This is a genomic window from Chryseobacterium sp. JUb7, from assembly GCF_024806495.1.
Taxonomy (GTDB): Bacteria; Bacteroidota; Bacteroidia; order Flavobacteriales; family Weeksellaceae; genus Chryseobacterium.
Window position 1 is genome coordinate 339,345 of sequence record NZ_JANUFF010000002.1, and the last position, 12,608, is coordinate 351,952.

Annotated in this window: 12 protein-coding genes; 9 read left to right on the forward strand and 3 right to left on the reverse strand. The window is 34.7% G+C overall.

The genetic code is table 11. The features are described from left to right. Positions 1-441 precede the first annotated feature (441 nt). Positions 442-1,728: an adenylosuccinate synthase gene (locus tag M2373_RS05145; RefSeq protein ID WP_259108316.1), complete on the reverse strand. Its 1,287-nt coding sequence runs from the start codon at positions 1,726-1,728 to the stop codon at positions 442-444. Between the two features lie 165 nt (positions 1,729-1,893). Between M2373_RS05145 and M2373_RS05150 the strand changes: the two genes are divergently transcribed. Continuing rightward, positions 1,894-2,349 (forward strand): hypothetical protein, encoded by a 456-nt coding sequence (locus tag M2373_RS05150; protein ID WP_259108319.1) that lies wholly within the window; start codon positions 1,894-1,896, stop codon positions 2,347-2,349. Positions 2,350-2,354: 5 nt separating this feature from the next. Then, entirely contained in the window at positions 2,355-3,419 is a 1,065-nt protein-coding gene (locus M2373_RS05155; protein WP_259108321.1) for a serine/threonine-protein kinase, read from the forward strand. 58 nt (positions 3,420-3,477) lie between these two features. Here the strand turns inward: M2373_RS05155 and abc-f are convergent, their stop codons facing one another. Further along, positions 3,478-5,067, reverse strand: a complete 1,590-nt coding sequence (gene abc-f, locus M2373_RS05160) for a ribosomal protection-like ABC-F family protein (protein ID WP_259108324.1) — start codon at positions 5,065-5,067, stop codon at positions 3,478-3,480. Positions 5,068-5,699: 632 nt separating this feature from the next. Here abc-f and hpt point away from each other — a divergent pair. The 7 genes from hpt to M2373_RS05195 all read left to right on the forward strand — a co-directional run bounded on the left by hpt (position 5,700) and on the right by M2373_RS05195 (position 11,711). Then, positions 5,700-6,254: a hypoxanthine phosphoribosyltransferase gene (hpt, locus tag M2373_RS05165; protein ID WP_259108327.1), complete on the forward strand. Its 555-nt coding sequence runs from the start codon at positions 5,700-5,702 to the stop codon at positions 6,252-6,254. A 128-nt stretch (positions 6,255-6,382) separates the two neighbouring features. Further along, positions 6,383-6,961 carry an adenylate kinase gene (locus M2373_RS05170; protein WP_259108329.1) on the forward strand — a complete coding sequence of 193 codons (579 nt, stop codon included), beginning with the start codon at positions 6,383-6,385 and terminating at the stop codon, positions 6,959-6,961. Positions 6,962-7,041: 80 nt separating this feature from the next. Beyond that, positions 7,042-8,025: a GTPase ObgE gene (gene obgE / locus M2373_RS05175; RefSeq protein ID WP_259108332.1), complete on the forward strand. Its 984-nt coding sequence runs from the start codon at positions 7,042-7,044 to the stop codon at positions 8,023-8,025. Positions 8,026-8,098: 73 nt separating this feature from the next. After that, positions 8,099-8,761: a porin family protein gene (locus tag M2373_RS05180; RefSeq protein ID WP_259108335.1), complete on the forward strand. Its 663-nt coding sequence runs from the start codon at positions 8,099-8,101 to the stop codon at positions 8,759-8,761. A gap of 48 nt (positions 8,762-8,809) precedes the next feature. Then, positions 8,810-9,298, forward strand: coding sequence for a DUF6438 domain-containing protein (locus tag M2373_RS05185; RefSeq protein WP_259108337.1), 489 nt, complete (start codon positions 8,810-8,812; stop codon positions 9,296-9,298). Positions 9,299-9,381: 83 nt separating this feature from the next. After that, positions 9,382-10,686, forward strand: a complete 1,305-nt coding sequence (locus M2373_RS05190) for a DEAD/DEAH box helicase (RefSeq protein ID WP_259108339.1) — start codon at positions 9,382-9,384, stop codon at positions 10,684-10,686. A gap of 50 nt (positions 10,687-10,736) precedes the next feature. Then, positions 10,737-11,711, forward strand: a complete 975-nt coding sequence (locus M2373_RS05195; RefSeq protein WP_259108341.1) for a class I SAM-dependent methyltransferase — start codon at positions 10,737-10,739, stop codon at positions 11,709-11,711. A gap of 125 nt (positions 11,712-11,836) precedes the next feature. Here the strand turns inward: M2373_RS05195 and M2373_RS05200 are convergent, their stop codons facing one another. Beyond that, entirely contained in the window at positions 11,837-12,607 is a 771-nt protein-coding gene (locus M2373_RS05200) for a TatD family hydrolase (protein ID WP_259108343.1), read from the reverse strand. Between the last annotated feature and the right edge of the window lies 1 nt (position 12,608).

Here is a 12,608-nt window from a genome sequence, read left to right on the forward strand (position 1 = left end):
ATGAAGCTTCTTTTAACATAAAGACTGTGAAGCTTTTCTTTAAAATTGTCATTCATACTTTTCGTTCGCAAAGGCGTTTGAATACGTCGAATCTTAGATTTCACTCAGCAAAGGTTTTATGTTGTTTAATTCCCCTCCAATGGAGGGATGGCGAAAATTTCAAAGAAATTTTTGACGGGGTGGTTTTCAACAGTATACTTCTCCTAGCCGCGATTGCAACGACATCCTTTTTCTGAAATGGCTTTTAAAAAAAACGTTGGCGAAAAAGATATAGTGGAAAGCGGGAAAAAGCTCCTAAAAAGAAAGGAAGTTCGAAGATGGAATGTTGGAAGTTTGCATGATTGAGAATAAAGATTGCTTCGTCGCTTTGCTCCTCGCAATGGCACAAAAAAAGAGACTATCAAAAACCGACAGTCTCTTTTAATTATTTAAAAATATTCCTTAGAATAATTCTTTTCTGATAATGTTCTGACTTCTTTCAGGACCAACAGAAACTAAGTAAACGTTGATTCCTAAATACTTTTCAATAAACTCGATGTATTTCTGAGCGTTGTCAGGAAGTTCATCGTAGCTTCTTGCTTTTGTAATATCTTCGCTCCAACCTGGTAAATCTTGGTAGATTGGTTCGTAGTTGTATAATTTCTCTGTTGAAGAAGTGAAATAATCAATGATTTTTCCATCTTCAGTTTTGTAATGAGTGACGATTTTAAGGTTTTCAATTCCTGTCAGAACGTCTAATTTTGTAATCACTAAATTATTGATACCATTAATCATACAAGCATGCTTCAAAGAAACAAGGTCTAACCAACCTGTTCTTCTTGGTCTACCTGTAGTCGCTCCGAATTCACCTCCGATCTGTCTGATTTTCTCACCCAGCTCGTTGTCTAATTCAGATGGGAAAGGTCCGTTTCCAACTCTTGTACAGTATGCTTTTGCAACACCGATCAGGTTTTGAAGAGAGGTTGGCGGAACACCTGCTCCTGTACAAACTCCCCCTGTTGACGGAGAAGATGAAGTTACATATGGATAAGTTCCGAAGTCGATATCAAGCATCAAAGCCTGAGCTCCTTCGAATAAAACATTTTTACCGTCTCTGATTGCTTCGTTTAATTCCAGTTCCGTATCAACGATTCTGTCCTGAAGCTGTTTTCCGATTTCTAAATATTCGTTGTAAATTTCTTCAACGTCTAATGTCGGTTTTCCGTAATATTTTTCAAAAAGAGAATTCTTAATTTTTAAGTTTTTCTCGATTTTGTCTCTTAAAATCTCAGGATTCAGAAGATCGATCATTCTGATACCTACTCTTGCAATTTTATCTTCATAGCAAGGTCCAATTCCTTTTTTAGTCGTTCCGATCTGCGTTCCTCCGTGTTCTTCTTCACGGTAAGTATCCAAAAGAATGTGGTAAGGCATGATCACATGCGCTCTTCTGCTGATGAAAATGTGATCAGTTCTCATGTTTTTGCTTTCGATCTGATTCACCTCCTTAATGAAAGATTTAGGATTTACCACTACTCCATTGGCAATGATACACTTCCCTTTGCACTGAAGAACTCCCGATGGAAGAAGGTGCAAAACGAATTTCTCTTCACCTACATAAACCGTGTGACCAGCGTTGTCCCCACCTTGGAAACGTACAACGTAATCCGATTTTGCCGATAAAACATCCGTGATTTTTCCTTTACCTTCATCTCCATATTGAAGACCTACAACTACGTAAGTTGACATATTTTACTTTTATTTTAGATTCATGCAAAATTACTTTTAAAAAATTGGGTGCGCAAATTTGTGGTGGATTTTATTTTTGATGAAATTAAAATCGTTACGGTTTCCCTTTTTTTTCAATTCATTATTATTACATATATTTGATTATTAACTAAAAACAATATAATCGTGAAAGTCTTAGGAATTAGAAATAGTCCAACAGAAATAAGATTTGCTATTGCTGAAAAAGTCAATGGTAATATTAAAATTTTAAACAAAGATCAAGAGAATAAATTAGTTTTCCCAAAACACTTACATGATTTAAGCCAAAAAGTTGGATGGCTATTTCAAGAATTAGAAAATATTATTGCAAACAATCCTGAAATCCAAGTAATTGCTTTAAAGCAGAATGAAAATGTTTCCACTAAATATTCAACAGTAAAAGAGACAGCATTTTATGATTCTATAGCATATTTAATAGGCAATAATAAAGGTATTAAGGTGAATAGTTATGTCTACACTAATATTGGAACCAATAGAAAGGATGTTTCAAATTTTGCTGAAACGAATGCTGAAAAAACAGATAAGTATTGGGATTCTAGAATGGCGGATGCAATTTCTGTAACAATAAAAGAATTAAAATAGTAATTATGTCATTCAACAAAGGAGATACAATTTATAAATATACTCTCATTCAAAAATTAGGTAGTGGAAATTTTAGTTCAGTATGGTTAGCAAATGACATTTCTATAGATTCTATTACTGCACTAAAAATTTTAAATCCATCTTTTCAAACAGTAGCAGAATTATTAGAAGAGGCAAGAATAGGAAATAAACTAAACCACCCAAATCTCTTAAAAATTCTTTATGCTGATGTTGTACCTAGTGGAACCGATCAATTAACTTTGATTGCCCAAGAGTATCATCCAAAAGGTTCTATAATAGGTTTACTTAATAGTGGGAATTTTTTAGATCTTCCGATTTCAATTAGATTATTTACAGATATATTAAGAGGATTAGAACATCTACATTCTCAAAATTTCTTCCATAATGATATTAAACCCTCTAACATTTTAATTGGAAATAAGAATGAAGGAATTCTCGCAGATTATGGAATCACAGGAGCTTCTACATCAAATGGCACTGCAATTCCAAAAGATGCATACATATTACATAGAGCTCCAGAAACTCTAAAGAGTAATTATATAAGTGTTCAAACCGACATTTATCAAGTAGGAGTTTCTTTTTATCGCCTCGTAAATGGAATTGGCAATATTAAGGACGATTTAATAAAGCAAGGAGTACCAGAATTTGAACGTTTAAAAGCAAGTGGAAAAATTCCAGATCCCACAAAGTATGAATTGTTTATTCCGGCACGAATAAAAAAAATTATCAATACTGCGATAAATCCAGATCCTAATAAACGATACTCTTCTGCTTTAGAAATGCGTAGAGAATTAGAAAAGTGCTTTTACCCAGGATATTGGTCAATGGATCCAAATGGGAAACTACTAGGTTATGGAAAAAAATATAGTTACTCATTTGAAATTTTACCAAAAAAAAATTCTCTATTTGATTTCGTGTCTTGCAAAAAAAATATTTCTACTGGAGTAGAAAATAAAATAGGGGCTTTTGCACAAAAAAACATTGACAATAAACAGTTAAACAAAGTAAAACAGCAATTTATAAATTGGGTTATTGAAAATGCCATTTAAAAAGTAATTTTTCAGATAGTAAATTACAAATCTGAAAAACTACTTTTTTTATATTTATTTATCCCAACAAGAACTCATTCCTCACCCCAATCTCCTCCAAAAAAACCTCATCATGCGAAATCACCATCAAAGTTCCATGATAATCCTTAATAGAATTCGTCAGAATTTCCACATTTTGAAGGTCTAAATTATTCGTCGGTTCATCGAGAATAATCATATCGGGCGCTTTATTGCTGATGGAAAGTCCGCACAGAAGAAGTCGCAGTCTTTCTCCGCCACTCAGAACATCACACTTTTTATCCCAGGTTTCCTTTCCAAATAAAAATCTTGACAATAAGGTTTTCACTTCAGATTCCTGCAATGCATTGTCGTTGAACTGTTGGGCAAAATCATAAACCGTCGACTGTTTATCGATTAAAGAATACTCCTGATCAATATATATCGTCTGAAAATCTGCTCTCAAAATTGTTCCGACAGAAGGCTGTAAATCTCCCAACAAAAGCTTAATCAAAGTCGTTTTTCCCGAACCGTTCGAACCTTTTATCGAAATCCTGTCACCGCTTCGGATTTCAAAATTGAGGTTTTCTTTCCAAAGATTTTCTTCATCATACTTAAAATTAATTTCCTCCGCAGAAATCAAAATTTTTCCCGAATGCAGATTCGAATCATTAAAATTCACTTTCATCTGATCCGCATTTCTCACCGACGAACGCAAATCCCGCAAATCAACGGAGATATCATTGATTTTCTCGGCATGAACAGACTTTAATTTCGAAGAATTTTTCTCAGCATTATTTTTCAACGTGTTCATCATAATTCTCGCCACACCCGATTTTTCCTGCTTTCCTTTTCCGCGTGCATCGAGTTTTTGCTTTCGTTCGATCGTTTCGCGTTCCTTTTCTTTCGCTTTTTTCAGTGCCCGTTCTTTGGAATGAATATCGTTTTGCAACGCTTCATTTTCAATTTCTTTTTGTTCGGCATAAAAATCATAATTTCCGCCATACGTCGAAATTCCCTGATTACTCAATTCGAAAATAGTATCCACCAAATTCAACAAAGCTCGGTCATGACTGACAATCACAACCGTTGAACTTGTTTTTTCAATAAAATCATATAACAGATTTCGACCTTCCAGATCGAGATGATTCGTCGGTTCGTCCAGCAAAATAATGTCAGGCTGATTGATTTGAATTCCTGCCAGAAAAACCTTTGTTTTTTGTCCGCCACTCAGGCTTTCCAATTTTTGATTGAGATCTAAATTTTCAAGTTTCCAATACTGTAAAGCTTGTTGGCAACGTTCTTCAATGTCCCAGTTGTCATTTAAAATTTCAAAATAAATTTCATCCACTTCACCATTTATAATTTTTTGCAGCGCATCGAGTTTTTTATCGATTTTCAGACATTCAGCCACCGTGAGATCATTAAAATTCCCAAACATTTGCGGAACATAAAATAAATCACCTTTAATATTAACGTTTCCTTCCAAAGGTTCAATTTCATTTGCCATAATTTTCAACAAGGTAGATTTTCCCATGCCGTTGCTTCCGACTAGAGCCGATTTTGTATGTGATGATATCGTTAAATTGATAGAATTAAACAGCAGATTCCCCGCCGGAAACCCAAAGGATATATTGTGTAGAAAAAGCATAATTTCTTTCTGTAATTAAAGTTAAAACTGCAACAACATTTTCTGTTATTGTTTATTAAATCTGAAAGAAATGGTATCCTACATCCTGGTATTTCGGGTTTTGTGAATGGCAAAGGTAAGAAAAAATATTTTTAAGCATTTAATCGGTAGGGTTGTCATTTCGCCGAAAGAAAAATCTAATATCCTCAATCTTGTAAACCTCCAGCACCCATCCCCAACTTCCTTTCTTTCAGTAGCTTTTTCCAGCTTTCCGCTGTATCTTTTGGGTCACGGTCTCCGCTTTGCTCCGACCGCAACCCAAAAGGATGTCGCTGCAATCCGGGCTAGGAGAAGGATGCTGTAGAAAACCACCCCGTCAAAAATTTCTTTGAAATTTTCGACATCCCTTCACAGGAGGGGAATTTTCACTAAGCTTCATATACTTATCTAAGATGCTTCGACAGGCTCAGCATGACATTCGTAATACTAATCGCTCATATTAAACAGGATATTTTAACGCTGTCATGCTGAGCTTGTCTAAGCATCTATTACATTTTAATAAAACTGTCTCTGCCAAATGTTTTTATTAAACAATACAGCCTTCAAAAAACTTTCATCAAAAATCCGTAACTTTGCCGCCTACTAAAAATTTTATGGAAAGTATTAAAGTTCACGACAAAACTTTTGTTCCTTATTTGGAGGACGCCGAGATTCAGGAGATTGTAAAAGCTACGGCTTTAAAAATTTATGAAGATTATAAAGATGAAGTTCCTGTATTTATTGGTGTTCTGAACGGAGTGATCATGTTCTTCTCAGATCTTTTGAAGCATTATCCGGGAGAATGTGAAATCGCATTTATCCAGATGAGTTCTTATTCCGGAACAGAATCTACAGGAATCGTTTACCAGAAAATGGAATTAACAAAGGATGTAAAAGACCGTCACATTATCTTGGTAGAAGATATCGTGGATACCGGAAATACCGTTGAAAGTCTTTTCAAATATTTCAATGAAACGCAACGTCCGAAATCTGTAAAAATTGCTTCATTCCTATTAAAACCTGAAGTGTATAAGAAAGATTTCAATCTGGATTACATCGGAAAAGAAATTCCAAACAAATTTGTTTTAGGATACGGATTGGATTACGATGAATTAGGGAGAAACTTACCGAATTTGTACCAACTGGAAGAAGGACAAATCAACCATTAGATTGCCGATAGCTATTAGCTGCTGGCTTTTAGCTTTAAATATTAAATCGAAATAAAAAGTAAAATATTAACTAAACAAAGCTAAAAGCAAGAAGCCTAATTGCCAATTGCCGGAAGCGAAACAACATTATGATAAACATTGTTCTGTTCGGCCCTCCAGGAAGTGGAAAAGGAACTCAAGCACAAAACTTAATCGAGAAATTTAATTTAAAGCAAATCTCAACCGGTGATCTTTTCAGATACAACATGAAAAACGACACTGAGCTTGGGAAATTAGCAAAATCATTTATCGATAAAGGAGAATTGGTTCCGGATCAGGTAACAACAGATATGCTGGTTGATGAAATCAGAAAGCCAACCGATGCTGCAGGATTTATTTTCGACGGATATCCTAGAACTGCTGTTCAGACAGAAGCATTGGAGAAAATCGTAAAAGAAGAACTGAATGATAAGATCAACGTTTGTCTTTCATTGGTCGTTGAAGATACAATTTTGGTTGAAAGATTACTAAAAAGAGGAGAAATCAGCGGAAGATCAGACGACAGCAATGTTGAGATTATCGAAAATAGAATTAAAGAATACTACGCAAAAACAGCAGAAGTTGCCGAGCTTTACAAGCAACAAGGCAAATATGTAGAGATCAACGGTGTAGGAGATATCAACGAGATCTCTGAAAAACTTTTCGCTGAAGTAGAAAAAGTAAAATAGTTAAAAGTTATGAGTGATGAGTTATAAGTTTTTAAAATTCATACTCATAATTCATAACTCATAACTCATAATTATAAGAAATGTCAAATTTTGTAGATTACGTAAAAATTCATTGTAAAAGCGGTCACGGAGGTGCGGGTTCTGCCCATCTTCGCCGTGAAAAGTATATCCCTAAAGGTGGTCCTGATGGTGGAGACGGAGGTCGGGGCGGTCACGTTATCATGAAGGGAAATGCTCAGGAATGGACTTTACTACCCCTTCGTTACACGCGTCACATTAAAGCTGAACGCGGTCAGAACGGGGCTAAAAACCAGCTTACAGGAGCTTACGGTGAGGATGTTTATATCAATGTTCCCATCGGAACTATCGCTAAAAATGAAGAAGGCGAAATCATTGGTGAAATCATGGAAGACGGTCAGGAAATCATCCTGATGGAAGGTGGAATGGGAGGAAAAGGAAATGAGCATTTCAAATCTTCCACCAACCAGACTCCGAGATTTGCACAACCGGGAATGGACGGGCAGGAAGGCTACGTAGTTTTTGAGCTTAAAATATTAGCAGATGTAGGTCTTGTTGGTTTCCCGAATGCCGGAAAATCTACTTTACTGGCTTCTGTTTCTGCTGCAAAACCCAAAATTGCCAATTATGCTTTTACCACATTAACGCCCAACTTAGGAATTGTGGATTACAGAAATTACAAATCTTTTGTAATGGCTGATATTCCGGGAATTATTGAAGGTGCTGCGGAAGGTAAAGGTTTAGGTCACAGATTCCTAAGACATATCGAAAGGAATTCAATCTTATTATTCCTTATTCCCGCAGATTCTGAAAGTCATTTTCAGGAGTTTAAAATTTTAGAAAATGAATTGAAAGAATATAATCCGGAGCTATTGGATAAAGATTTCATCATTTCTGTTTCAAAATCTGATTTATTAGATGATGAATTAAAGAAAGAAATTTCGAAAGAATTTCCTGAAAACAAACAGCCTTTATTTTTCTCAGGCGTTACAGGCGAAGGTCTTGTAGAATTGAAAGATGCGATCTGGAAACAGCTTCACGGATAAAATTTAAACATTTATCAAAACATATTAAAGTACACTTTTTGTGTACTTTTTTATTATCAATAAAATAATAACCATGTACATTATCAAAAAGAACTTAGCAGTTGCTCTGTTACTATCAGCTGCTGCAAATGCACAGAACACACAGGAAAAAATAAATTTAGAGCCTACATCGGATTCAAAAGTAAGTTTCGGTATCAAAGGAGGATATTCATTATCTCAAATGAAATTTTTCGATAGCAAATTAGACTCAAAATCCTATTTCTATGCAGGAATCGTTGCCGAACAACCTGTATCTTCAAAGGTAAGTATACAGGCAGAAGCACTTTGTACACAGTTGGGCGGAAAACAGGCTTATTCTTACCTATATATTAACGATCCTGATATGTCAATAGTGGATAACACTATAGAGTTTGACTATCAATTGACCCAGATTCAGATTCCGGTCTCTGTAAAGTATTATTTTATTCCTAATCTTTCTGCTTCTGTCGGGATGAATTTCGGAATCAATATCTCTGAAAAAGTAAAAACCGATGAAATAGTGAACGGATCAACTTCCAGAAATTATGAAAACATCAAAACCCTGAATTTGTTTCCGTTCTTAGGCGCAGAATATAAACTTACCGATAACTTTTTCGTTGATGCAAGATATCACTTTAATTTTATTGAAGTTAATAAAGGAGCGCTTCCTACAAAAATCGGATTTTTACAGGCTGGTGTAGGATATCGATTTAAATAAGTTGATTTTGGAACAATTGTTGAAAGACTCCAACAAAGATAAAAAACTATGAAATATTTACTGGGACTTTGTGCCTTTATATTTTTATTTTCATGCAATACGCAGAAAATACAATCGAAATATTCTAAAATCGAATATGAGGCAACACCGTGTTTTGGATTTTGTCCTGTTTTTAAAATGACTATTAATGCAGACAGAACCGCTATTTTTGAAGCTGAACATTTTAATTTCACAAAAACACCGTCAAAAGATGAGTTTTCAAAGCCTCGTGAGGGAACTTTTAAAGGAACAATCACAGAAGCAGATTACCAAAAATTAGTAGCCCTTCTTGATGGTTTAGACGTGAAAAATTTAAAGGATAAATATGGTGAAAGAAATATTTCCGATATGCCTACTTCTTATTTAAGAGTTAATATGGCTGACGGAACTTCAAAAAATATAGAAGATTACGGAAAACGAGGAACCGAAAAGTTATCAGAAATTTATAAATTCTTTGAAGAATTAAGACATAACCAGAAATGGACAAAAGTGAAATAATTCACTTAAAAATATTTAAACTACCTTTGTAAATTGAATTCCTTCAAAATGAGGGAATTTTTATTTAAATTAAAAATATTCATTTGAATTTTACAGACTTACAATTAATAGATCCTATTGCAAAAGCAATTGAGGAACAAGGATATACCAACCCAACACCAATTCAGGAAAGATCAATTCCTGAAATTTTAAAAGGTCGTGACTTTTTGGGTTGCGCGCAGACAGGAACCGGAAAAACAGCCGCTTTTTCCATCCCCATTTTACAGAATCTAGCTAAAAATAAAACGCCAAACAGACATATTAAAGCTTTAATATTAACTCCTACAAGAGAATTGGCGATTCAGATTGAAGAAAATATTAACGATTACGGAAAATATTTACCATTAAAACAATTGGTTATTTTCGGAGGTGTAAAACAGGGAAATCAGGAAGCAGCTTTGAGAAAGGGAGTTGATATTCTGGTAGCCACTCCGGGAAGACTGCTTGATTTTATCGCTCAGGGAATTATCAGCTTAAAAAATCTTGAAATATTTGTACTTGACGAAGCCGACAGAATGTTGGATATGGGTTTTGTACATGATGTAAAAAGAGTGATCAAGCTTTTACCACCAAGAAGACAGACTTTATTTTTCTCTGCAACAATGCCTGCTGAAATTCAGAAATTGGCTGATTCGATCCTGAATAATCCTGTAAAAGTAGAAGTTACACCTGTTTCTTCAACTGCAGATACCATCAAACAATCAGTTTATTTCGTTGAAAAAGAGAATAAATTAAACCTTCTGGCACATATCTTAAAAAATGATATTTCAGATTCTGTTCTGGTATTTTCAAGAACAAAACATGGTGCTGATAAAATTGCAAGAAAACTTCAGGGTGATCAAATTACAACAGAAGCTATTCACGGGAATAAATCTCAGAATGCAAGACAAAATGCATTAAACAACTTCAAATCCGGAAAAACAAGAGTTCTGGTAGCAACAGACATCGCAGCAAGAGGAATTGATATAGATGAATTGAAATACGTCATCAATTTTGAACTTTCCGATGTTTCTGAAACGTATGTTCACAGAATCGGAAGAACCGGAAGAGCAGGTGCTGAAGGAAGCTCTATTTCTTTTGTTGACGGTCTTGATTTACTGAATTTAAAAAATACGGAAAAACTTATCGGTAAAAAAATTCCGGTGGTGAAGAGCCATCCTTTCCATACTGATAATTTAGTTGCTCAGAAAAGAGATTCTAATAATAAACCAGCTGCTCCGGGTAGTGGAAGACCAAAAACATCAAGCCCTTCAGGATCCGGAAATTCAAACAATAAAAAGAAACCTTCCGCAACAGCTGCTGTTGGATACAAAAAGCCAAAAAACAAAAGCTTTTTTAGAAAAAAGTAAATAAATTTGTCTCTTAAATACGTTTGATTTATTCAAAAATCCTTTCTTGCATGAGAATTTTAACCATTGAAGATTTAAAAGATATTTATATTAAATTTCATCAAAGAGGGCTGCCTTTTCTTTTATCCAAATTAAGTTTTAATTCTTATAAAAGAACCCAGAGTGCTTTTAACGAGAAGGAAATACAAACGTCTAACTTCTGGATCATTCCCGAGGTCAGAAAAAGATGGAATAAACTCATCACAGGAGACGAAAATACAACGTATGAGGAGTATTTAACAAATTCTTTTTTCAAAGACAAAAGCAATATAAAAATTCTTGCTTTGGGAACCGGCGTCTGCAGTCATGAAATAAGACTTGCAGAGCTTAATCCCAATATAGAAATCCACTGTTACGATTTTTCTGATGAATTATTAAACAAAGCGAAAAATATTTCTGATCAGAAAAATCTTAACAACATTTACTATTTTGCTGAAAATGTTTTAACGTATTCCTTTAAGCCTGAAGAATACGATATTGTCTTTTTTCACGCGTCTCTGCATCATTTCGATAACATTCCGCAGTTTTTAAATGATGTGGTGATAAAGAGCCTTAAGCCCGACGGATACATTATCATTAACGAGTTTGTGGGCAATAACAGGCTGCAATATTCAAAGATTCAGCTTCAATATATCAATAAGGCTTTACTAGAGATCCCTAAGAAATTCAGAAAAATCTTTAAAACGGAGATTTATAAAAATAAATACTATGGTTCCGGTGTCATCAGAATGATTGTGGCTGACCCTTCCGAATGTGTAGATTCTAAAAGTATTATTCCGGCAATCCATCAAAAATTTGATATTATTGATGAGAAATCTTACGGAAATAATATTCTTCAAAGTGCATTTAAAGACATAGCCCATCATTTCGTAGACGTAGATGCAGAAAAAAAAATCATCCTCGAAAACGTTTTTGCTTTGGAGGATGAATTATTACGTAATCACCCGAGTGATTTTGTTTTTGGTATCTATAAACTTAAAAAATAATTAATTAGGGTCTTCGACAGGCTCAGACTGACAAATCTAATACTAAATGTATGATTTAGCGGCGTCAGATTGAGCTTAACCTGTAGTGATCTTTTATCGTTTTTTAAAGCTAAATTTAAACAGACTCAAGATTGTGCGTTAAAAATTCTTTTGGCGTTTTCAGTTGTGATTTTATCTATTTCTGAAAAATCTTTGCCATAGATATCCACCAGTTTTCCCGCTACCAGATCAAGGTAAGAACTTTCATTTCTCTTTCCTCTGTGCGGAACAGGTGCAAGGTATGGTGAATCGGTTTCCAGAACGATTTTATTAAGTGGGATCTCATTTAAAAACTGATCAATTTTACCGTTTTTAAAGGTAACTACTCCACCGATACCCAATATAAAATTAAGATCAACAGCATGTTTTGCCTGCTCCAGATTCCCTGAAAAGCAATGAAAAATACCTCTTAATTTAGGATGCTTTTTTCTTTCCAGCACCTCAAAAGTTTCATCAAAACTTTCTCTCGTATGGATCACAATAGGCAAATCTTTTTCAATAGCCCAGTCGATCTGCTGCTCAAAAGCTTTAACCTGAATATCTAAAGTAGTTTTATCCCAATACAGATCAATTCCAATCTCCCCTATCGCCGGAAAGGCTCTCTGATCCAGATAATTCTTAACAATTTCCAATTCTTTTTCCCAGGACTCCGGTTTTACATAGCACGGATGTAAACCCATCATTGAGAAAATATGATTGGGATATTCCGCTTCCAGCTGTAACATTTTTTCATGAGATCCGGAATCTATAGCCGGAAGATAAAAGTCTGTAATGCCCTTATCTAAAGCTCTCTGAATCGCTTCTTTTCTGTCTTCATCAAATTCTTCCGAATAGAGATGTGTATGTGTATCAATCATT